Origin of the sequence: Anabaena sp. 4-3 (assembly GCF_001597745.1) — a bacterium.
In the GTDB taxonomy this organism is placed as follows: Bacteria; Cyanobacteriota; Cyanobacteriia; order Cyanobacteriales; family Nostocaceae; genus Trichormus.
In genome coordinates, this window is record NZ_LUHJ01000076.1 from 1 (window position 1) to 23,706 (window position 23,706).

19 protein-coding genes and 1 CRISPR repeat array (1 of these 20 only partly in view) are annotated in these 23,706 nt (G+C 41.5%); of the genes, 8 read left to right on the forward strand and 11 right to left on the reverse strand.

Annotated features, from left to right (window positions below):
• The 5 genes from A3775_RS22310 to A3775_RS22330 all read left to right on the forward strand — a co-directional run.
• Window positions 1-341 (forward strand): ATP-binding cassette domain-containing protein (locus A3775_RS22310; protein WP_231867059.1); only part of this gene is annotated, 341 nt, incomplete at its 5' end.
• A gap of 217 nt (window positions 342-558) precedes the next feature.
• Window positions 559-2,034, forward strand: a complete 1,476-nt coding sequence (gatB, locus tag A3775_RS22315; protein ID WP_066426849.1) for an Asp-tRNA(Asn)/Glu-tRNA(Gln) amidotransferase subunit GatB — start codon at window positions 559-561, stop codon at window positions 2,032-2,034.
• 585 nt (window positions 2,035-2,619) lie between these two features.
• Complete coding sequence (gene argJ / locus A3775_RS22320) at window positions 2,620-3,861, forward strand: bifunctional ornithine acetyltransferase/N-acetylglutamate synthase (protein WP_066382233.1); 1,242 nt, start codon at window positions 2,620-2,622, stop codon at window positions 3,859-3,861.
• A 642-nt stretch (window positions 3,862-4,503) separates the two neighbouring features.
• Entirely contained in the window at window positions 4,504-4,893 is a 390-nt protein-coding gene (locus tag A3775_RS22325; RefSeq protein ID WP_231867060.1) for a hypothetical protein, read from the forward strand.
• A gap of 446 nt (window positions 4,894-5,339) precedes the next feature.
• Window positions 5,340-5,705: a phytanoyl-CoA dioxygenase family protein gene (locus A3775_RS22330; RefSeq protein ID WP_231867061.1), complete on the forward strand. Its 366-nt coding sequence runs from the start codon at window positions 5,340-5,342 to the stop codon at window positions 5,703-5,705.
• A gap of 16 nt (window positions 5,706-5,721) precedes the next feature.
• On the opposite strand, the gene A3775_RS22335 is transcribed toward A3775_RS22330, so the two are convergent.
• The 10 genes from A3775_RS22335 to A3775_RS22380 all read right to left on the reverse strand — a co-directional run bounded on the left by A3775_RS22335 (window position 5,722) and on the right by A3775_RS22380 (window position 15,587).
• Window positions 5,722-6,000, reverse strand: coding sequence for an HNH endonuclease (locus tag A3775_RS22335; RefSeq protein ID WP_066426851.1), 279 nt, complete (start codon window positions 5,998-6,000; stop codon window positions 5,722-5,724).
• A 170-nt stretch (window positions 6,001-6,170) separates the two neighbouring features.
• Entirely contained in the window at window positions 6,171-7,400 is a 1,230-nt protein-coding gene (gene csx2 / locus A3775_RS22340) for a TIGR02221 family CRISPR-associated protein (protein ID WP_066382227.1), read from the reverse strand.
• On the reverse strand, window positions 7,397-8,170 hold the full coding sequence (gene cas6, locus A3775_RS22345; RefSeq protein WP_066426853.1) for a CRISPR system precrRNA processing endoribonuclease RAMP protein Cas6: 774 nt from the start codon (window positions 8,168-8,170) through the stop codon (window positions 7,397-7,399). The genes csx2 and cas6 overlap by 4 nt, the downstream gene beginning before the upstream one ends.
• Window positions 8,170-9,459 (reverse strand): type III-A CRISPR-associated RAMP protein Csm5, encoded by a 1,290-nt coding sequence (gene csm5, locus A3775_RS22350; RefSeq protein ID WP_066426855.1) that lies wholly within the window; start codon window positions 9,457-9,459, stop codon window positions 8,170-8,172. Before csm5 ends, cas6 begins: the two co-directional genes overlap by 1 nt.
• 4 nt (window positions 9,460-9,463) lie before the next feature.
• On the reverse strand, window positions 9,464-10,522 hold the full coding sequence (csm4, locus tag A3775_RS22355; protein ID WP_066382220.1) for a type III-A CRISPR-associated RAMP protein Csm4: 1,059 nt from the start codon (window positions 10,520-10,522) through the stop codon (window positions 9,464-9,466).
• The gene (csm3, locus tag A3775_RS22360) at window positions 10,519-11,499 is read right to left on the reverse strand and encodes a type III-A CRISPR-associated RAMP protein Csm3 (RefSeq protein ID WP_066426856.1); all 981 of its coding nucleotides are present in this window, start codon (window positions 11,497-11,499) and stop codon (window positions 10,519-10,521) included. The genes csm4 and csm3 overlap by 4 nt, the downstream gene beginning before the upstream one ends.
• Before the next feature lie 2 nt (window positions 11,500-11,501).
• Complete coding sequence (gene csm2 / locus A3775_RS22365) at window positions 11,502-11,981, reverse strand: type III-A CRISPR-associated protein Csm2 (RefSeq protein ID WP_197480220.1); 480 nt, start codon at window positions 11,979-11,981, stop codon at window positions 11,502-11,504.
• Window positions 11,982-11,985: 4 nt separating this feature from the next.
• Entirely contained in the window at window positions 11,986-14,286 is a 2,301-nt protein-coding gene (cas10, locus tag A3775_RS22370; protein ID WP_066426858.1) for a type III-A CRISPR-associated protein Cas10/Csm1, read from the reverse strand.
• Window positions 14,287-14,293: 7 nt separating this feature from the next.
• Complete coding sequence (locus A3775_RS22375) at window positions 14,294-15,229, reverse strand: CRISPR-associated protein Csx3 (protein WP_066426860.1); 936 nt, start codon at window positions 15,227-15,229, stop codon at window positions 14,294-14,296.
• 52 nt (window positions 15,230-15,281) lie between these two features.
• Entirely contained in the window at window positions 15,282-15,587 is a 306-nt protein-coding gene (locus tag A3775_RS22380; RefSeq protein ID WP_066382212.1) for a CRISPR-associated protein Csx3, read from the reverse strand.
• 211 nt (window positions 15,588-15,798) lie between these two features.
• On the opposite strand from A3775_RS22380, the gene A3775_RS22385 reads away from it, so the two are divergent.
• Window positions 15,799-17,127 (forward strand): TIGR03985 family CRISPR-associated protein, encoded by a 1,329-nt coding sequence (locus A3775_RS22385; RefSeq protein ID WP_066382210.1) that lies wholly within the window; start codon window positions 15,799-15,801, stop codon window positions 17,125-17,127.
• A 290-nt stretch (window positions 17,128-17,417) separates the two neighbouring features.
• Window positions 17,418-20,807, forward strand: a complete 3,390-nt coding sequence (locus tag A3775_RS22390; RefSeq protein ID WP_066426862.1) for an alkaline phosphatase — start codon at window positions 17,418-17,420, stop codon at window positions 20,805-20,807.
• A gap of 202 nt (window positions 20,808-21,009) precedes the next feature.
• Here the strand turns inward: A3775_RS22390 and A3775_RS22395 are convergent, their stop codons facing one another.
• Window positions 21,010-21,384, reverse strand: coding sequence for a hypothetical protein (locus A3775_RS22395; RefSeq protein ID WP_066382203.1), 375 nt, complete (start codon window positions 21,382-21,384; stop codon window positions 21,010-21,012).
• A 337-nt stretch (window positions 21,385-21,721) separates the two neighbouring features.
• On the opposite strand from A3775_RS22395, the gene A3775_RS22400 reads away from it, so the two are divergent.
• Window positions 21,722-22,507 carry a hypothetical protein gene (locus A3775_RS22400; RefSeq protein ID WP_066382201.1) on the forward strand — a complete coding sequence of 262 codons (786 nt, stop codon included), beginning with the start codon at window positions 21,722-21,724 and terminating at the stop codon, window positions 22,505-22,507.
• Between the two features lie 31 nt (window positions 22,508-22,538).
• A CRISPR array of direct repeats spans window positions 22,539-23,706; the repeat unit is 37 nt; unit sequence GTTTCCGTCCCCTTGCGGGGAATAGGTGGTGTTTAAC (it continues 2,832 nt past the right edge of the window).

Sequence of the window (23,706 nt, forward strand, 5' to 3'; positions counted from 1 at the left end):
GAGAAGCCCACACTCACCCGTTCGCGCAGCGTCCCGTAGGGAAGGGGAGTGTGTGGAGTACGTCACGAGAGAGATTGAATTATTATCCTGATGATTTATCAGGTGGACAAAAACAAAGAGTAGCGATCGCTCGTGCTTTGGTGCATCATCCTAAATTAGTATTAGCCGATGAACCCACAGCAGCTTTAGATAGTAAATCGGGCAGAGATGTAGTAAACTTAATGCAGAAATTAGCCAAAGAACAAGGCTGTACAATTTTGCTAGTCACTCACGATCACCGCATTTTAGATATTGCCGATAGAATTGTAAAAATGGAAGACGGATGTTTAGTGAGTCAGTAATCAGCAAAATCAAATGTAGGGAATTTGTATGCAATTAATCAGCAAAATCAAATGTAGAGACGTTGCATGCAACGTCTCTACATATTCCCCGATTTCCTGGTATTCTTGGAATGAAGTAATATTTAATACGTTAAATCTAGGGTGATGATTGTATAGAGTAGGGAAGACGCGAAAAAGCTAAAATAGAAACCTACAGAAAAATCGTCAAAATGGTGATATGACCACAGCCACAGCCGTAAAAACTGAGTATGAAGCGATTATTGGTCTAGAAACCCACTGTCAACTCAGTACCAATACCAAAATTTTCTCGAATAGCTCTACAGCGTTTGGTGCTGACCCTAATACTAACATTGACCCAGTATGTATGGGTTTGCCTGGGGTTTTACCTGTACTCAACCAAAAAGTTTTAGAATATGCTGTTAAAGCTGGTTTGGCTCTGAATTGCCAAATCGCTAAATATAGCAAATTTGACCGTAAACAGTATTTTTATCCAGATTTACCGAAAAATTACCAAATTTCTCAATATGACCTGCCAATTGCTGAACATGGTTGGTTAGAAGTTGAGTTGGTAGACGCAGATGGCAATCCTACCCGCAAACGCATCGGGATTACACGTCTGCACATGGAAGAAGACGCGGGTAAACTTGTCCACGCCGGAAGCGATCGCCTGGCTGGTTCTACCTATTCTCTGGTAGACTACAATCGCGCCGGTGTGCCATTAGTAGAAATCGTTTCTGAACCTGATATTCGTTCAGGACAAGAAGCAGCAGAATACGCCCAAGAACTCCGCCGGATTTTGCGCTATCTCGGTGTGAGTGATGGCAATATGCAAGAAGGTTCTCTACGTTGTGATGTTAACATCTCCGTGCGTCCCGTAGGACAAAAAGAATTCGGCACGAAGGTAGAAATTAAAAATATGAACTCCTTCAACGCCATTCAACGGGCGATAGAATATGAAATTGAACGCCAAATAGCTGCTATTGAAGCGGGTGAACGCATCATCCAAGAAACGCGACTCTGGGAAGAAGGCGCACAACGGACAATTAGTATGCGGACTAAAGAAGGTTCTAGTGATTATCGCTATTTCCCAGAACCAGATTTAGCACCCATTGAAGTTTCAGACACACAACTGAATGAATGGCGTAGTCAACTACCAGAACTACCCGCACAAAAACGCCATCGTTACGAAAACGAACTAGGACTATCTGCTTATGATACGCGAGTCTTGACAGAAGAGGTGTCTGTAGCGGAATATTTTGAAGCTGCGATCGCAGCTGGTGCTAGTCCCAAAGCAGCAGCTAACTGGATTACTCAAGATATCGCTGCTTACCTCAACAAGCAAAAACTCAGCATTACTGAAATTGGTTTAACTCCTGCTAACCTGGCTGATGTGATTACCCGCATCGAAAGCGGTAAAATCAGTAATGCCCAAGCTAAACAAAAGTTACCAGAGTTATTGACCGGGTTATCACCAGAAAAAGCCTTTGCAGGTCAAGAACTCATCAGTGACCCCAGTGTGCTGGAACCCATCGTTGAGGAAGTCATCGCCGCTAACCCCAAAGAACTAGAAAAATATCGCAACGGTAACACCAACCTCAAAGGTTTCTTTGTCGGTCAAGTGCTGAAAAAGACCAACAAACGTGCAGACCCCAAACTCACCAACGAATTGGTCGAAAAGAAACTGAATGGTTAATTTCAGTTAACAACACTTGACCTGAAGCACCCTACTAGGGTGGCAAGGCTAAAGTAGTGCAAAAATCTAGTTCTTGTGGTGTAAGCTCTCTAGCCTGCACCGGACGGGCTAGAGAGCTTAATCCCACAAGAGAGTTTTAATGCAACATTTAAGGCTTGCCACGCCACTACAAAACTTTGGGGGTTTAGCATCGCTAAACCCCCACATTCCACGCCCAGCTATTTTTGAGAGCGACTCGGTATCAAGGCGAAATGTAAAATGTCAAGGTGTTGATTCTCGGTTCAGTATCCTAAGTGAAAAATCTGAAAAATATTTATACAAATATATAAATAAAGGGTGTCACACCTCATAGCAAAAATGCTATACTGTGCTAAGTAGATGCACCCTGATGATCTGGAGAGCTGCCCAAGTGGCTCTCCTTTTTTGCATACAAGGGAGCAGAGGGGGATGAGGGGGATGAGGGGGATGAGGAAGAAATTCTTTCTCAGTCAACAATCTTTTGAATTTTGAATTTTGAATTTTGAATTTTGAGAGGAATTGGTATAATCGCGAGTCAAGCTGCTAATTAGTGTAAAGGGAAGAAACATGGCAGACTGGCAGGAAATTAGTGGAGGGGTGACTGCTCCCAAAGGGTATCAGGCGGCTGGTATTACCGCAGGTTTGAAACCTTCGGGATTACCGGATTTAGCTTTGATAGTATCAGATGTAGAGGCGATCGCAGCTGGTGTATTTACCACCAGTCAAGTGAGAGCCGCCTGTGTAGACTATTGTCGTCAACGCTTGCAAGCCAAACACGCAGCTCGTGCTATTCTCTGCAATGCTGGACAAGCCAACGCCGCTACAGGTAGCCAAGGCGTACAAGATGCCCAAGAAAGTGCTGAGTTATTAGCCAAAGAGTTAAAGATTTCTGCCGATGCAATTCTGTTGGCATCTACTGGGGTAATTGGTCAACGGATTAAAATGGATGCACTGCGGAGTGGTATTCCCACCTTGGTAGGCGCGCTTTCTCCCACAGGTTCAGATACAGCAGCCGGGGCAATTATCACCACTGACTTAGTAACGAAATCTATAGCCCTAGAAACTACTATAGGCGATCGCCCAGTCCGTATTGGTGGCATTGCCAAAGGTTCGGGGATGATTCATCCCAACATGGCAACCATGCTAGCATTTGTGACTTGTGATGCAGCTGTCACACCTCATCTATGGCAAGAAATGTTAACTAGAGCCGCAGATAGAAGCTTTAATTCGATCACAGTGGATGGTGATACAAGTACCAATGATAGCTTGATCGCCCTAGCCAATGGTGAATCTCGCACCCCGGCAATTACCGAGATGGGTGCAGAAGCCGAAAAATTAGAGGCCATGTTAACAGCAGTATGCCAGCATTTAGCCAAAGCGATCGCTCGTGATGGTGAAGGTGCAACCTGTCTGATAGAAGTGCAAGTCACAGGCGCGCCTGACGAACTCGCCGCCCGACAAATCGCTAAAACCATTGCTGGCTCATCCTTAGTTAAATCTGCAATCTTTGGTAGAGATCCCAACTGGGGACGTATCGCCGCCGCCGCCGGCCGTGCAGGTATACTGTTTGAACAAGACAACCTACAGATTAAACTAGGGGATTTCCTCCTGTTAGACAACGGTCAACCCCAACCTTTTGATCGCGCCGCCGCTAGTGCATATTTGAAACAAGCCGCCGGTGGTGCTTATCTCAAAGAGGATACAGTCTTAATTGCCGTTAACGTCGGTAATGGTCATGGTAGTGGTAAAGCTTGGGGTTGTGACTTAAGTTATGACTACGTGAAGATTAACGCTGAGTATACTACTTAGTGGTGACTGGGGATTGGGACTGTTTAAGAATGTTTAAAAAGCCTCACAGGTTACTAGAAACCTCTCCCCTACAAATTTAGAGGCGTTGCATGCAACGTCTCTACAGTGTTCCCATCCTTCCCATATTCCGGGCGGGCAGGATACCCACCGCACAAGATCGATAATTTATCTTAGGTTGCTCAATGCCTTGTGAAAATTAGTATATTTAATTACCTAAAGAGTTTTAGTTAAATATAATCAGTGTGATTAAATGTCTCTTGCCACAAAAAAAGCGATTAGTAAATAAAATGCCAATCGCTTTATGAGTATTATTATACCAATTCACCTATTTGATTGTACATTGATCATCTGTAATACCTGATTAGTAAGAGGTGTGTCAGATTCCCTGGTAACAAACATTAGGCGAAGCGGTATCACTCCTTGCACTAATTAAGTATATCTTTTTTGAGATAAAAAAAACCTATTGAGTAAGTGACAGTTTATTAACTTCCACGTGATCGCCACAAATCACTATTAATTGTGACCAACCAAACGCAGTGCTATAGTGAACAATGTATTTATTTAGTATAAAAATTGATGTTGAATTACTGAAGATAACCCCAAAAGGTTTGACAGCCACATAATGATTAATAAATGTTGGCAATGAGTACCATGACAGACATTGAACGCTATTTGTTTGACTTACAAGGATTCTTGATTATTGAGAATGCCTTAAGCAGCGAGCATATTCAAGCTTTGCAAGCAGTTTTAGAGCAACAAATTGCTCTCCAAAATCAGCCAGAAGTATCATGTTTGCGCTTCGATGGTTTGCTACCTTGGGGTGAACCTTTCCAAGCATTGATTGATAATCCCCGAATTACTCCTTATTTAAAACAGTTATTAGGAGAGGAGTTTCGTTTAGACCATGATTATGTGCATATTATCCGTCAAGGTCTTGGCCCTATCGGTTCGCAATTACATGGCGGTGGCACACCTTTTGATCCTTGCCAGTATTATTTATTTAACAAAATCGGCGTAAGTCCCCACCTATAAGAATTTTAGGTGGGGATATAAGTCGGACGACGACGATAGCATCTTTGAGCAATTTTTCCGTAGGAAAGACTGTCAAAGATGTATGAGAAGTCGTCAAATCTACGGTAGAATACAGATGGTTGACAACCCACCCGACCGTATTGAACAGACAGGCTAACTTCAAAGTAGGTGTACGAACCTTGCCGCAGATAAATCGGTAGATCGGGGAATCTGAAAACCTAGCTGGTTGACCATTGTCGTAAATCCAAGGCGAGTAAGACGAAAAGCAATCAAACTGTCCCAGGAAGTGGGATGGCGGCGCGGGTTCTTCCTTGAGAAGATAAAGGTAGCAATACCAGAAACGCTGTGTAAGACCAATCTGTACTTGTACAAGGAGGCAATGGCGAATGAGACGCGAAGCCGCAACTATAGCGTCAGCTTAGTTGGGGTACTTCACAAATGGTAATATGTATAATGGCTTAACTGCTGTCGCCTACGAGTTGAATGATGTACATCCTGGTGAGGGTGGATTTGCTTGTATTCCTGGTAGTCACAAGAGTAATTTGCCTTTACCAGAGGAATGGCGTAATTTAGAATTTGCTTGTGGTTGTGTTCAGGCTGTGACCGTGAAAGCAGGTAGCGCGATTATATTTACGGAAGCCTTAACTCATGGTACTTTGCCTTGGCGGGGAGTGAGCGATCGCCGCACTTTATTTTACAAATATTCCCCGCATCCATCAGCATGGGCGAGGAACGCATATCATCTTGATGATTACCCCAACCTCACCCCATCCCAACAGCAAATCCTCAAAAAACCGGGAGTTTACCCTTAATAGTGCAATTCTTTAGCTATGTAGGACGATGGACAGAGATACGTTTATCAGGGTCTTGTTTTCTTACCCAAGCCAAGAATTTCTGCATTTGCGGTTGTTGTTTGAGCTTGTCTAGGGTGTTGAATTCTTTAGCGAGTTGCTTGTTATCAAATAAAGCATGAATTTGGCGATGACAAGCCGAACAAATATCAACCGTTGGGCCTGGGTCTTGTTTTTTGCGTTTAGTGTTTTGGCGTGGAACTAAGTGATGGACTGTTAAATCTGCCATCTTTCTTTCACACAGTTCACATTGCATAGTTAGTTATTTGATATCTTATACCATTCTTAATCATCGTAGAGTGGGCAATTTCCACAACGTAAATCTAAAGTTTTGAGTAAATTTTTATTATTGCCCACCTTACTTTCATGATAATTGGGAAAATTACCCCACATTTCTTGACGTGCGTCAGCCTTTCTTATAACTGATCATTTACTCACAGAAGAATATTCAAGTTCCTCAAGTTCCCAAGTTTTTGCAAGATGAAAAAGAAGTGGTTTAATTTTATCATTAGCTGTCTTAACAATTTTACTAACGGACATTGCTCCATCTTGATGTCCAGCATGATCCAATCCATTTCGTACAGGCTGGAGAGCATTCCATAACTGAATCAGGGTATCCTTTTCAGTCCATGTATCATGTATTATTCTGCCGTACTCATTTAGCTCTTCAACAGTAAGATCATCACGACTAACCATTTCAACACCAGATATAGCTCTGGCAATTAGCTTTTCACGTGTACTAATTTTCAGAGTAAACGGTAAACCGAGACGGTAAGTTACTGCATTTATTAGCCATTCACGAGCTAAACTCATTGCCTCAATTAAACGATTATTACTGTGATACCACATAATCAAACGAAGCTGCGCCTCTAATGCTTTTTTAGTATTTTGCTGGAAGTCACCTATAAAATTACTAAAGGTGTCAGTAATACGCTGCCGAAGCATTTCAAATGGCGGTGCTGTCAACTGTAATTGTTCCTGTGCTTTTAACAAGTCAGCTTCCAGACTTTGGGCTTTGTTTGCTAACTGTAATGGTTGGCAAAGGAGTGTAGCAAGCGAAACCTCATAAAGTGTTGTTGCAGCTTTCTTAGTTATATTACTAGCTTTGCCATCTGGATTAAGTAATTTCGCAAGTCGTTGTGCATCACCTGTTTGAATAAATTGATCGGTTGCTGTAATCCAATCAAGCATACCTACAAATTCTGATAAGTTAATTACTGGTGCTATGCCATTATTAGAAATTCCTAATTCCCAAGCTCCATAATAAATAGCCTCAATTGTAACGTTTTTGGCTGCTTTCAGGTAAGCCGCAAATAAAAATACCAAAAATGGTAAAGAACGTAAACCATGCGTAATGTCAAATATTACATGATCATTTTCATTGACTTTCTCAGTAATGATTTTAAAAGTTTCCCACATTTCTTCAGTAGTTTCACCATTTGGTATCTCAACTGCTTGTATGCGCTCATCTTCTAATTTTTCTAAAATGGGAAAAGTCTTTTTTTTCGCTTCACTTGTGACACAAACTAGCATAGAATCATATTGAAAAAATCTGTGTAAAGCCTCTGCAAATACAGCCCCATCGTACTTTTCACCTTCAAAACTATATGTAGTTGTCTTTGCTTGAAGTCCTAGAAATGTAATTATTCTTCTCATGGTTCTCTCCTCAATGTACTAATTATTGTCTGACCCATCCCTAAACGTGTTTTCATCCCCGTACCAGCAAACTGAGCATATTGCACTAATAAATTTGCCACATTCGCAAGTAAGGGATCAGCACGGTGGAAAACTTGTAAACTCACATCACCAACAAAACCATTCACAAAACCTTTATGTAATTGCCAACTTCGGGTTTGAATTTTGTGATGTTTAAGCAGGACTGCATTGCTAAGATAAGCTATTAATTCGTCGCTTCCTAAATACACAGGAGCAAAGTTATTCCAGCGTTCTAACCAACTGCGGAACATTAAATTGGGTACTGGTAGAGGTAAATTTGTTCCACCTTGAGCAAAAGTTGTAGGTGTGATAAATTGCAAGTCAAAGCTTCTGGCTGGTTCTGGCTCATTCCCTACTAAGGTTGTATATAGTTCTTCGTAACTGGTAATTTCATCTTCACGGTTGATGACGTTAAACTTAGCACCGAATAATTCTAAACAATCGCCAAAATCAAAATTAGAAATTGTTTTAGCTGCAACATCTTGTAATCCAGAGAGTGATAATTGATAAAATTCCTCTGGATGAAAACTCAAAAAATCTTTTGATTTAGAGTATGAGCCAATAATTCCTGAGTAAGAAAGAGAAGGAATGTTACCTCCCATTTCTAAGCCTAGCTGTTGGTGTAGTTGCTTCACCAGTTCCAAACTGTAGGAACGAGGTAAAACTGTTGATTCGGATACGCTGAGAGTCCAAGTAGAACGAATTAGCATTAGTTTGATAAAGTCTTAAATTTAACCCATCCTGGTACAAACTTAATTTCACCGTTGGAATTCATCACAGTGCGTCTAGATTTTGGTGCTTCAAAACCGGGTGCTTTTAAACCGCAATTATCACGTATTTTTTCACGTAATTCATCGGTAAATAACAAATCTATAGTTGTTCCATTCATTCCACTACCCCAACCCAATCTTAAGCTATAAGGACATTTTTCGTTTTCGTAAAATTCTCGAATATAATTAAAATCTAAGTTTTTTCCTGCTGCTCTAGGATTATTTTCGATGTCTTGCCAGTAATCATGTTCATAATCCCATTGTTCTTGAGTGAATTCTTGACATATTTCTAATAGTTCATCCAGGTTGTTAAACGGTAACTTCATTCCTTTGTGATGTTTAAACCAAGAGAGCATTTCTGTATCTAATGTCAAGGTGAATTCCGTCTGGACATTACGCACCATTTCAGCATAGATAGATGCTTTATACTTAGCTAAGTAATCAGGAAATCTACTAGAAATTATCACTTCAGCTACAACAGCAAGGTTTATTGGTATTTTTTGCCCTTTTTTGTTGGTAATTTTATCTTCTATTAATGGCTGAGAATCTGTGACTTTGATTGCTCTTAAAAAGTCAGCGTTTGGCCCTCTAGCTGCAAAATTTCTATCTTGATAGGTGAGTTTAAATTCTGAAAACAAGCTATTCATAAATAGCTCATCATCTAAGAATTTCTGTTGATATGGGTTGAATTGTCCTAGTTTTTCTCTTAAGGTTTGTTCAATTGCACTCACCCGTTTAGAGGATGGTACTTGATAGCGGTCAGCGTGTTTGAGTAAATGATAGGCTATGGCTGTTCTAATTGCGCCTTTAATTGAAGAACCAGGGATGAATAATTGTCCCATACCATTGCGAATCATGGAACGTAAATCTGTAATTTTATCTGCTGTTAGCTTTTGGCTGATGGCTTCTTTGGGAAAAATTAGATTATCATTGCTATCTTTAGCGTTCCACCATTCATTACCAAAGGCTTGTTTTAAAAGTCTGGTGATGTCTTGACGTTCTTCAATAGCTTGAATGTAGTTGTTAAAAAAGCTTCCGCCTTTTGACAACAAACCCTTGGCTAATGCTTCTTGATTGGGTAGGTAAACTTTTTTATCTGTCTGCACATACTCAAAAGGATTCAATTGAGATACAGATGAGCCAATATGTAAAATGGGACTGGTCAACAGTATTCTTTTTGATTGATAGAAGTCAGGCTTTTGCAGAGGTGAGGAAAGCGAAACCACCATATTTTTATTTTTCCTTGACTTTAATTGGTAGACTTAAGCTGATACCACTACGGTAAATGCGATGTTTTCTGAATTCTTTTGGTGTGACATCTACTAGCTTTCCTGCTGGTGGTTTTGGTGTCAGAAATACAGACCCTTCGCTAAACATTCGCACCATTTTGCGCCTTACTTGATTGTCAACTATCCAACCTCCCCGTTCTTGTATTTCATAGCTAGCGTTTTTTAAGAAATCTTCTGTTATGGAAGAATCCCAAAATAAACTTAAGATGCTGTGATATTTACCATCGCTAAAGTCAACTAGCTGCTGCCAATTTGTTGGTAATTCACTCCAAGTAACGTCAAATCTGCCAGCACCACTAGAACGTTCTCCCCCAATTCCTTCTTCTCCTAACAGGTTTAATGCAGCGTGTAATTTATCTGCTAATTGTTCACCTTCTGAAGATAGTTGCAGGAGAAAGTATAAACCTGCTGGGTTTTTATCCCAAGCAAATTGTACAAAGCCAGTATGATAAAGGTTGGTGGCTCTGGTAACTCTGTCTACTGCAATTTTTGGCACTTTATCAGTGTGAAATGCCTGTTTGTAGTCAAAAGTTCCTAATTGTCGGAGTTCTCCATGAGATTTATTTTTGGTTTCATCAATTAATTCTTGAATGTCGCTGTCTTTAACTCCTTCTCCTTGATACCATCTCTGCCATAGTTCTAAGGGTAAGTAGTTAAGTTTTTTGTAGGTTTTGAAAAACGCTAAATCATCATCAGGGTATTTAGTGGGAAATTTGAGGGGACGAGGAAGGTAATAAATTGTGCGATCGCCTACTTCTCGGTAGATGAATGTAGAACTGATACGGAATGGGGGTATGAGTTCCGGTTTGTCTTGAGAGGGAAATTGCTGTAACAACTCCTCCACTGCATCTTTACCGAACAACCGTGCATAAATACTCACCCAGGCACTAAACAAAGCATCGGAACGCACGCGATCGCTGGTTTCTTCCATCCCAATTCCTACTTCGCCGAAGTGCGCCGGACTTCGACCAAAGTTGAGTTTTACTAATTTCCAAACACTCATGATTCATTTCCTGGCAATAATCTTTGTATGTAATCCCGTAAACTTCCGAAGTTATTTAAAAGTGCTTGCGTATCAGCGATGGGTTGAAATGGTTGTATGTCAGATGTTCCAGAGGGATTTGTAATTTGGCGGTATTGTGCCAAGCTGCGATAGGAAAAATTGAAATGTTGGAATCTAATTTTGCCGTAACCTCTTGAACCATGTCCGCCGAGTGCGTCATCTTCAAGTATGGCGAGTGCTATGGCAATGTTTTGTAAGTCTTCTATGGCTTGGTTAGCATCTTCTACGGTGTACACCAATTCAAACTGGAATTTTGACCCGGCTGGGACACGTTCTAATTGTCTGGGGTTTGCGGCTGCTGTTACTCGGTCAATACCATTTTCAAATTTCCACTCAGTCATGTATAAACCAGTGTCAACTTGTTTTAATTTTTCTGCTGATTCTGGTACTAAATGACTATCACGGATAATTAAGCGAGCCGGTGCGTTGCGTCCACGATTGATTCTAATACAATTTTGATTTTGTATTGTAAGAGTAGGATTATTTCTATTTTCTTCATATAATCCTTCATCTCTAGCAGTTTCAATTGGTAGCCAAAATTTCGACCCGCCAGTAGAACCAAACAGGCGACTAATTTGGCAGGTTCTAGCACCTTCGTAAGTAACAAAATGTCCATTTTCTACTTCAGTAAACCCATCTGCTAAATCATCGCTTTCATAACGCCAAGTGCCACTACCTCCAGTGCGGTTTAGAGGTTTATTTAATAACCTTTCTAAAATAGAACGTAGTTTTCCTTTTATTGATGAACCCGGTAAATAAGGATACTTGGTTAGAGGATCACGAATTATAGGTTTATCTAGTCCACCGATATCTAAATTTTCGCCACCACCACCAATATGTAATCCTGTTTCGGCGGAGATATGACTGGTAAGTGTTAATTTACCGAGCAAGGGTTTTTGTGCGTATGATACTGGCATGATTATTTTCCACCTTCAGCTTTGTGATAAGCAATAATTGATTCAATTAATTGAACTAGACGCTCAAAATCTTCTTTGCTGTGAACTTTATCAATAGCGACTGACATCACTTCACTTAATGGTTTGGCGGGTTTTTGTCTAGCTGCGGCGTATGCCAATTTTGGTTTCAGTAGAACTACTTCTGTTTCAATTTTGGCAAATTCACCTGTTTCAGCTAAGTCAGCTTTCAAACGATTCACAGCATCTAAGAATTTACGAACTTGGTTAGTTTCTAACCTTTGCTGTTTGAGATAAGGGCCAAATTGTTCAGCGTGCTTAACTAGATTTCGGATAGGATATGTTTTTAGTCCATTTGTCAAACTATTAATAGTTTTAACAATTTCCTCAACAATATTTTGTGTATTACTCATATTTGTTTGAGTAGTTAATTGTCTTGAGTTGGTTGGTGGAGAAGTTAGTTTTGCTTTAATTGGTTCTGGCATATATTTATGAACGATTTAAAAGTTCAATCCAAGTAGCGATCGCCCGAAAATAAGGCGCGTTATAAGGACTTTTCAGAGAAGTCCGAAAATCACTGTCATCTAATACATCTTTGGGTAATCTCGCTAGAGTATAAGCAATCTTTGGTAGATGCAAATAATAGCGAGTATCTACAGCCTCCTTAGATTCTTGATTATCTTTAAACTTTTCTAAAACCTGCTCTTGTATCTGTGCAGTTATCAGCAAGTTTCGCACAAAACTACGGGAATAATCTACTCCTATATTCTGTTGTTCTAATTTTTTAACAAACGGTAATACACCTAAGAGGTTTGGTCTAGCTTCTTGATTAGCATATCTTTCATTTATCTCATCAAACTTAGTCTTTTGAGGATGTCCTAGCCATTCATCCCATTTAAAAACTTGACCAAATAAGCCTAAACTATCTCTACCATTTCCCTTAGCAGCATCTTCAGCATCACCTGATGATTTCGCCGCTAGGTAAAGTGGAAATTTGATATCTTCAATGCTGACTCCACCTGATAATGTAATATGTGGATTACTCCCAGTGTAGGTGCGAAAAGATTGGTAAACATCAAAGGCAAAATTTACAATTTCGTTCCATGCCCCGCTCACAAATAAATCATCACCCCCTGCATATATAAATAGTATATTATATTTTTCATCTTTTAGTGATACTTGCTGAATATTTTCAGGAAGATTTGCTAGTCTTTTTTGTGCCAAACTGTTGAGATAAACTTTAAAAAAATAACTCATTTGCCGTGAAAGTCCAGCCAATCTTGGTAAAGTTTGCTGTTCACCTAAGCCTTTAGCAAATATTTGTCCGAGTCGGTCTACATCCATTCTTAAATAACCAACTCTATCAATACCTTGAGCTTTGGCAGCCATTTCTTCAGCACGCATAAAGCCTTGTACTTCTTCTGCATGATTTTTCCCGGTTTCATTTCCCTTACCATAGTTACCTAATAACAAGGGAGAAACATTTTTAAAATGCTTGAATTGATAATGGTCTAATATCCAATCATTGACTAATAGAACCATGTCTGACTCTGGAACTATTGGTTTCCAAGTTTTGAAGCAATGATAATAAATATTGACAGCAGGAGAGTCATCACTTGCAGGAAGTTTAAATGACAGTGTAGGTAATTTACTTCCTACATTTTCACGAGTTGAGCGGACAATTGCTTTCACTCCAAATAAATCACTTCCTAAATCGAACATACTGCGACAAGTTCCACAAGCCAAAACTGAATCTGGCTGATTTTTGTTAAGAGGTTTTAATTTTTCTGGTTCTACATCGTCACGGTGACAAACGCGACAAGGTTCATGACTATGACGTGGGTTAATAAAATTGCTAATTTGGTCTGCAAATTTCTGAGATTTATGTACAGCTAGATTTTTGGTTGCATTTGACCAATGACTAGCAAATTCAGCACTGGCAATTTCTGTAATTGGCAAGTTTAAACAATCCAAAGCTAGAAAGACTTTACCTTGAAATTCTTCCAAAAGCCATTTATTAAATTGTTGTCGTACTTGTTGAACAACGTTGGTATTGTCTTCACTTGCCGATGCCAAAATATATAAGTTACCACCACCAGCATAAATCACGTTAGTACGAGGAATTTTTAATCTTGATAGTAATTGCTGTACTACTTCTTCTGTAACTAACTCTAAATAAAAACTCCTGGCTCTGAGAGATTTTAAAGCCCCATCAGAAGAAATAGTATAAATAAATTTTTGAATTCCAGATAAATCGCCAGCAATTAAGCTAATTTTTTCGGCAGGATTATTAATTAAAGTTGTGGCGATCGCTGCTGTAATTCTTGCCATGTCTACCAAAGCTACATCAACTGCACCAAAGCTAAGACAGGAACCAAATTTTTCTAAGATCAGCATCAATAAAGAAAGGTTTTGCCAGTTATCTTTGAGATAGTCGGAAATTTTCTGATTAATTTCAGCTTTGAAAGACACCTGTGCTTCTTCAGGTTTATCGTCCAATGGGTAAGGTATTGTCGAATAGCTTTCATCTTGATTTTCAATAGCTGCTAGTGCATGGTAATGAGTGTTTGATGGTTCTTTATTTGGTTCATCAGATAAATTTACACTGTCAAATAGCAGACGCAATAATCCAACACTTGTATTTTCGTTCCAGCCTAATATTTCCTTTGCCCTTTCAACCTCTGAATACTCCTCATTGAGAGGAGGATGAGCAAAATTAGCCCATTTAGCTAACGCTGCGATCGCCTGTTGAATCACCTGTAATGCAACGTCTTGAGAACTTGTCACCATAAAACTTTCATCTCCCTAAAACTTCACTAATACTCAACCCCACCAACAACCGCGCTAAAGCTTGCACCGTCAAACGCTGGGAAACATCCTCACCTCGCTGTAATCTATGCACCCTACCGCGTAAAATCGGCGATTCCGACTCAATAACATCCTCATTCCCCAGAAAGTCGCTGAAAATTATCGCGATAACTTGCAAATTCAAGGACTCACACAACTGTCGCCAAGGTGCAATCTCCGCCTCATCTTTAACTAAAATCACCGTGTGGTTAGCTTCCGCCATAATCAAGCGGTTCTCGTCTGATATTCTTCCGCCAATATCAAAGACAAATATCGGTGTATTGATACCTCTGACTTCTTGCGCTTTCAGTTTGGCGAACTCTGCGGTAAATCTAGCTTTGTATTGTGCTTTTAACTGTGCTGCTAAATCAGGATCACGTCGGGCGGTTTCGCTGTACCACGAACCATCCCCATCAGGACAACCGGACATAAAGTATGATTCCGGCGCATTGGAAATCTGCAATAGTGCTTGTTTTAATCCATCGCGAAAACAAGTCTTTCCAGTATTCGCAAAGCCACATAATACAACTTTCAGGTTGGCTTCAGAGTTGGACTCTCGCACCACATCCAATATATCCCCGACTTGATAGTTGGGATGTCTGCTAATGGTGACTACATATATATCTATCCCTGGTTTGCCTATCTTCGGATCTAATAGGGCGATCGCATCATACAATTTCCCTAATTTATCCCCTAATACCTGACTAACTAATACTGAAACTCTGCCATTAATTTTGATCAGAGAACCACCCGGTAACTCACCTTGGGTAATCATCTCATCTAACTTTGCCGCTACATCCCGGACGATGCGATCGCCTGTCGCTAGGGTACTGCCAAATCCTACTTTCAGGATATCACCCTGTAACTTAATTTCATAGGTACTCATGATTGCAAGTTTGCTCTCAAAACAACTCCTCTAGCTGCTTATTTGATGGGTTTTAATCAATAAGGTCTCCTAGTTTATATGCGGGATTGTGTGTGATGCAAGTCACATATTTACCTATTTTTGGATCATAAAAAGCTACAGCACCGTAAATATGTGCAAGTTTATGCGCCAACACAAACGCCACAGGTATAGATATCGGCCCGTTAATCTTCAGTAACGGCCCCCCTGCTAATTCCCCGGAATTTGCCATTTCTTCCAGTTGCGCTGCTGCATCCCGCACAATTTGGTCATTTTGGGCAGGTTCACCAAAACCAACACGTAAAATCCCTTCTTTTAACTCAATTTTATAGGTAGCCATTGTTTTCTCTCCAGTGATGGATACATCATACACGGGGCTGGAAGAACCCGCTTCCAAATTGTTGTATGCTAGAAGTTACGGGGATAAGGGGATGAGGGGGATGAGGGGGATGAGGGAGACAAGGGAGATAAGGGAGAAATTCTTTCCCAATCCCCAGTCCCCAATCCCCAGTCCCCAATCCCCAATCCCCAATCCCCAGTCCCTAAAAAAAGTGTCTGAATCAATTTTTGCTGATGTTCCCCAAGTAGAGTTGTTGCAATGGTTAGCGCGGGGTTCTCTGAAACAGAACTTACCTCGTGCAGTACGTTTGTGGGTATGGTTGCGTTGTTTATATGGTGATGCTCAAGACCGTTTATTATTAGATGATGCTTTCAGTTTTGCAGACTGGCGTAATGCTTTTTTTCTTTCCTCTCACCCCAAGGGGGAAGCAATTCCTGAACTGCATCATCGCCAATGTCCCTGTGCTAAAACTATCGCCGATTGGTTGTTTGATAGTAAAACCGGACTAGAACAATCCCAATGGAGGCGATCGCTTTCCACACATACCCCCATCCCCAATTTAGATCAGCTACTCCAACAACGATTGTTTGGTGTGACTCGTCGCACTCTGCAAGCTGATTTAGATATTCTCACAGAGTTGGGTTGGCTGGAGAAACACCAGCAGAAATATTACCGTGTGCAGCAATTCCCTACTCGTCCGATCACCACTAAGCTGCATAGTAATGAATTACACTTTCTCAATCAAGAGGATTTGGTGGCGATCGCTCAAAATCTATCTCAAGAAATCTGCGGGGTGCGGCGGTTTTTCTTCAAACTCGATTATGTAGTCACGGCTATAGATGAAGTAGACAACTTGCAATATCAACTACAAAAGCTGTGGGAAAAAACACCAGTACCACCGATTAAAATCACATACAGCAGTGCCAGATTGGGAAGCACATTTAACTGTGTAGTGTATCCAGTGTGTATTTATTATGTGCAACGTGCGGTTTATCTCTGCGCTTTTGGGGAAAGTCCTGACCACAAAACAGACTGGTATAATTTCCGTCTAGACAGGATAAAAGATATTACCCCGATTGACTGGACACATCCAGCCATTCCCAAGCATCTGCAACAACGCTACCATCAACACAACTTACCCACCTCAGATGAGATTGAAATACAAATGTCTCAAGCTTGGGGTTTTGATTTCTATTTAAAACCTCGGTTGATGGTGTTACGCTTTGACCGAGATTATCACGACCGCTACATCGACCGTACATTTCGCCATGACACATTTAAGGCGATCGCCTACCCACAAGTCAAAACCCTGATCCAAAAGTCTACAGCCAACCCCGAACAAGCCGCATTACTAAAAATTCTCGCCCATCGTTCCCCAGAGGATGCTTATTACCGGGTGCAATATCGACATGGTGATCACAATGTGATGATGCGTCTACGCGCTTGGCGGCCTATAGTAGAAGTTCTTCTTCCTTGGGATCTGCGCCAAACTATAGCGGCTGATGTCGCTAGAGAATGTCAGCTTTATACCGTTTGTTGATGAAAATGCGCTTGATTCTTACAGCAGTTTTCCGCTAATTAGACCATAGTGTAGAGACGTTGCATGCAACGTCTCTACTTACGCAACTGGCACATTAGTAGGGTGCGTCAGATGTTGAAAATCTGTTCATTTATAGACTTTTATCTATATTATTTCTAGAAAATTTTCAATACTTAAAGATAGCAATTAATCAAGACTTAAGTTCGGCTTAACTTTGATTAGTAAGATTTCTTAACGTAACCCTGGTTTCTTGAAGATAGCTGGCGAGACGCAAGTTAATCAGAGGTGTTATGTCAAACAGTAATAACGGTAATCATGTTATTTTCATCCACCCAGATGGAACAAGTCCATCTCATTATGCGTTTGCAAGGTTTGTAGATCAAGGACCTGACGGACGCTTGAATTGGGATAAATTATCTAATGCTGGTGTGTATCTGGGTCACATGGAAGACCAGTTGGGTGGAACATCCAATGGTGGTGCTGTTACCCATGCAACTGGTGCTAAAGTCTATGCAGAATCCTTTGGTTTTGAAGAAGATGGTTCTCAGATTGTACCTTTATCTGGTGCTGCCAATACAGGCAAGACAATTGTAGAGGAAGCGATCGCCGCTAATAAAGTCACCGCTTTAGTACAATCTGGAGCTATCTTTGAGCCTGGTACAGCCGCCTTTGTTGCTCAGACACAAGAGATTGTTAACCCTAACGGCAGTCGCACTGTACCTCGCGCCCAAGCCGCAGAAATTGCCAAACAGGTGATTGAATCAGGTGTTGACTTTATCCTCAGTGGTGGTGAACTCAACCTGTTACCTGTAGGTACTGATGGCTTCCACGGTACTGCGGCGGAATTAGACGCTATTAGTATCAATTCTCTGCAACGCCCCACAGAAAACCTCATAGAACTGGCAGAAAGTTTAGGTTATACAGTTGTTTATACAGCAGAACAACTCACAGCTTTACTTGATTTACCTACACCCCCAACAAAAGTATTAGGTGTATTTGCGCCTGTTCACACCTTCAACGATCGCCCTGAAGAAGTTTTAACACGGGATGGATTACCTCTCTATCGAGAAACAGCCCCAACCATCGCTGAGATGTTGGAAATTACCCAACAACTGATGGAGAAGCATCCTAACTTTAGCAACGGCTCAATTACCATCGTTGAAGAAGAAGGATCTGACAACTTCGGTAATAACAACAATGCGGCTGGGACACTCGAAGGTGTGCGCCGCGCCGATGCAGCCATTGGGAAAGCACTGGAGTTCATCGACAGGCATCCTAACACCTTGTTATTGACTGCTGCTGATAGTGATGCCGGTGGTTTAGAAGTCAGAGATCCCCGCACTGGTGCAACAGTAGGTACTGTTAACAACAACCCCACTACAGAATCCCGTAACGTACCTTTAGACGGACAAACTGGGGCTAACACTGCGCCTTTTGTTGCTGCACCTGATGTAAATGGTGATGTGTTTCAGTTTGGTATTGGTTGGGCGGGTACACCAGATTTTCCTGGTTCTATAGTTTCTAAAGCGCATGGTTTAAATGCAGATAAATTACCTGCAACTTTAGACAATACCAAAATTTATGAGTTGATGTATGAGACTCTGTTCGATGTGGAACTAGAATCTCGTAACCCAGAACCCACACCAGCACCCCAAGCTACCAAACAAACTGGAAATGTAATTTTCATTCACCCAGATGGTACGAGTCCTTCTCACTACATGGCACTTCGCAACATTGACAAAGGGCCTGATGGGAGATTGAACTGGGATAATATGTCCAATGCAGGTGTTTACCTGGGACACATGGAAAACCAGTTGACAGGGACATCCAACGCTGGCGCAGTTACCCACGCTACTGGGGTGAAGGTATTTAACGAATCCTTTGGTTTAAATGGAGATAACTCCCGCGTCACTCCGGCATCTGGTAAAGTTGGCTACACAATCTTAGAAGAAGCCATTGCCGCAGGAAAAGCCACAGCCTTGATTCAATCTGGTCACTTGGCTGAACCTGGTACTGCCGCCTTTGCTGCGGAAACTACTAACCGTGATGGTAACAATATCAGAGCGCGAGATAAGTATGCAGAAATTATCGAGCAGGTAATTCGCTCTGGTACAGATGTGATCATGGGTGGTGGAGAACTGTATATGTTGCCAATAGGCACAACAGGTTTCCACGTCACACCTGAAATCGATGCTTCAGAAACTAGAGCAGAACGCCGTCCCAGTATTAACTTGATTAAGTTGGCTGAGTCCTTGGGCTATACTGTGGTTTACACTGAAGAGCAGATGAATCAGGTGGTAAATAGTGCCAATCCACCCACTAAACTCCTCGGTGTATTTGCTGCTAGTCACACCTTTGACGCGCGTCGAGAAGAACAACTAGGACTCAATAGCGACAACCCTCTACCTCTATATGTCGATACTGCTCCCACAATAGCAGAGATGTTAGAGGCATCTTTAAAGATTGTCTCTCAAGATCCTGATGGCTTCTTTGTAGTCTTGGAAGAAGAGGGTACAGACAACTTCGCTAACTCCAACAATGCACCTGGCACGATTGAGGCATTACGGCGTGCTGATGCGGCGATTGGTGTAGCGATGGATTATGTGAAAAACCAAGATCCCAACACTTTAGTTATTACTGCTGCTGATAGTGATGCGGGTGGGATGGAGGTTTTCCAATACGCACCTTATACCCGTCCCCAGGGCAACTTTGACGCTAGTAATCCCAACCTTGCTAACAGTCAACCAGAAGTACCATTCATCAGAGTTAACCCGACGACAACTAACACCAACCAAGCTTTTCTGGATGGGGTTAACGGTAGTACAGCTAGCGCAGAAAGACCTTGGATACCATTCTCTGCTCAAGACAGCATAGATGGGCCGATGGGTAACTTTGGTGTAGCTTGGGTAGGTACTCCTGATTTCCCTGGTAGTATTGTTTCTAAAGCCTACGGGATGAATGCTGATAAGTTACCCAGCACCGTGGACAATACTGGGATTTATGATCTGATGTATCAGACACTGTTTGGTGTCACACCAGAAGTAGCTGCTGCACAACAAGAAACTGAGTTAGTGTCTGGTAGTGCTGCTGCTGACACCTTAGTTGCAGGCAATGCTCAATTCGATGGCATCAATGACAGTGTATTTACTGGTGCTGGTAACGATGAGGTGGATTTACAGACCGTATCTTCACCAATTGCAGGCCGTAACCGGGTGAATTTAGGTAGTGGTGATGATATCATCTACGTCAACAGACGCGATCGCGTCTTTGGTAGTGCTGGTGATGACATCTTTGATGCTACCGAGGGTAAAGGTGGTAATCGGATGTCTGGCGGTGCTGGTAATGATATCTTCTGGCTAGGTAGTGGCGATCGCGCCCTTGGTGGTGATGGTAATGACGAATTCTACGTCCAGTCTGGTGGCGGTAACTTGCTGTCTGGCGGTGCTGGTGCTGATCAGTTCTGGATTGTATATGGTGGTGAATTACCTGATAGTGCTAATACTATCCTTGACTTTGAGATGGGTGTAGACGTGATTGGAGTACAAGGTATTACCAGCAATACTTTAACTCTGAATGTAATGAATGGTAACACCCACATTGGCTTAGGTGGTCAAACAGTGGCGATCGTTAACGGTGTCACAGGTTTAGATGCAAATACAAATTTTGTGTTTGTTAGCTAAATCCCATCAATAAATTATCCATCTTGTAGGGTGGGCTGTCCAGCCCGCCCTTAATTTATGGAACATTGCACAAATAAATGTAGAGACATTTCATGAAACATCTCTACACATTCCCCCAGAGGCAAAATTACCCTCACCGACGGTGATGAGGGGTGAAAATGCCTATTATTTTACTGCATCCTAACAAGAAAACTTATCCCTTTTAGGTGCTGTAACCATCTTCTCCAGACAGAACTTGATTAATGCTAACTACCCAAGGTATACCTTGATTAACAGGAGAACTCAAGCTAATTCTGGCATTATTGGCAAAAAGTTTTAATTTTTTCGCCAAGTAAGGAACATTCATCATAATGTTCTGATAACTTTCAATATCATGACACACCATAATTAACATCAGAATTCCGCCATTAACTTTAAAATACCAATGACAACTCGATAACAAAATCCTCACACTATGTCTACAAGTCACATAAAACTTTTTTTTCGTCGCTTCTTCCAGTTGACTAATTAATATTTCACTAATCAAAGTAGTTCTTTGTGTGGGTAAATCGTCGGGAGATAGATATGGTTGCTTCATAGATTTTCACCCTACTTGCAAAGGATTAATTGACCGACGTAAACTTAACAATCTTGATGAAATTGTCAGTTCCATCCGGTAGAAACAGAACCGATAATGATCACCGTTCACTCCCTTACAACTGTTTATATAGTTGAGTGTAGCTACTGTGCCATTTTCCTTAGATTTCTTTAGCAATTCGGCTACAAAAGTCAATATTGTTTAGTATTTCGTCACATTTATTGCAGATGACATTTATTTGTCTCTCCCCAAAGTTATAGAACAGGGTGAGGATACCTATTTAAACGTGATCACTCAAACACCCAAAGTATAATTAATTATCGTTTCATTACGAAATATGAACAGTAAAAAAATCACTCTTTGGGTTTGTGCCTTGAGTATAGCGATCGCTTGTGTGTTTGTTCCCCAGGCAATCACTCACACCCTGCCAATTAATTCAGTACGCACAATTATCTCAGATTCAAATCCCAAGTTCAAACATGAAGGAATTCCCCACGGTGTACCCCTACACTATGATTGGGCAGAACGACCTAAATTAAATCCTAGTAACTCTAAAAACTGGAGGGTACTAATCGGGTGGGGACAGCTATACGAAGATCAGAAGGGAAACCCTGCAAAGAATACTCGTGTACAAATTAAAAATCTCAAGGTGTATGCTTTGAGTAAATCTGATTATAAATGGCATTTATTGGTTAGTTCTCTCAGGGTTCGCGGAAGAGCATATCGAGAGGACTTCAAACGCGATATTAACATCCCCGCAGACATCCGAGTTGAACCTGATGGAAGTATTTCCACAAAAGCCGGTAATGGATATAACTTCCATTTTTGGAATCACAAAAGAGTGGAATTTGATCCAGAAAATACAATTGGATTATTAGCGACAGCACAAGCTAGACTGATTATTGATGACCTATCTAAACCAGATGATCGCGATCGCGCTCGGTATTTACTCTCGATTGGTGGTGACTACTGGTCGTCCATGCGTTCTCGATGGGATAATTTCACTACTAATAGAGACTTTGGTATTGGGCGATTCAAGTACGTCACCCGTCAATGGAGAGCATTTAATCTCACAACATTATCAGCAGCAGACATCATCATAAATCCGCCTCCCCTGGAATAACTAACTTTGACGGTAACTACCGTCACCCATTTTTTCCGTCCCCTTGCGGGGAATAGGTGGTGTTTAACTCTGAACAAAATAAGCTGAGTGAACCTAAGTTAGCTGTGTTTCCGTCCCCTTGCGGGGAATAGGTGGTGTTTAACCACACAGATGTGAGGGCTTGGTGTTGGATAATTCCTGAGTTTCCGTCCCCTTGCGGGGAATAGGTGGTGTTTAACTAACAGAAAAGATTTAGTCACCTTGGCTAACAAAGGAGTTTCCGTCCCCTTGCGGGGAATAGGTGGTGTTTAACGTGTAAGTCATAAAATGGAACCTACTAGTTGGGAATGTTTCCGTCCCCTTGCGGGGAATAGGTGGTGTTTAACATAATCATCACAGGTAATCTCCAAACGATCACCTATGTTAGTTTCCGTCCCCTTGCGGGGAATAGGTGGTGTTTAACATTGTCTCAAGTCTCTTTAACTGAAGCCCTTTTTGAGTTTCCGTCCCCTTGCGGGGAATAGGTGGTGTTTAACGCAAGACAACTTGATAACTATGTATCATGCGGAGGTAGAAGTTTCCGTCCCCTTGCGGGGAATAGGTGGTGTTTAACTGCGAAGGAGAAGAAAATAACGGAGTAATAGTTTGCAGGTTTCCGTCCCCTTGCGGGGAATAGGTGGTGTTTAACCAAGTGGGTTCTTGTAGACCAAGGTACTGGAGTAGAAGGTTTCCGTCCCCTTGCGGGGAATAGGTGGTGTTTAACACCAATTGATAAGCAAATTGACTGCTTTGTAGAATTGATTTAAGGTTTCCGTCCCCTTGCGGGGAATAGGTGGTGTTTAACATGCGTCCCCTATCAAGAGGATGCTGTAGCGTTCCTGTTTCCGTCCCCTTGCGGGGAATAGGTGGTGTTTAACTGAAGGTATCCATATTCCAGCTAAGAATATGGAGACAGGAGTTTCCGTCCCCTTGCGGGGAATAGGTGGTGTTTAACTCATATAAATTTACTTCAATGTCAACTCTATATTTTATTTCTTGTTTCCGTCCCCTTGCGGGGAATAGGTGGTGTTTAACCGATATTATTTTTATATGAGTAGAAAGTATGTAAACTTACTTAGTTTCCGTCCCCTTGCGGGGAATAGGTGGTGTTTAACCTCATGCTCTATGGGATTTGAGTCTCAAAGGTAAGAAGGTTAAGTTTCCGTCCCCTTGCGGGGAAT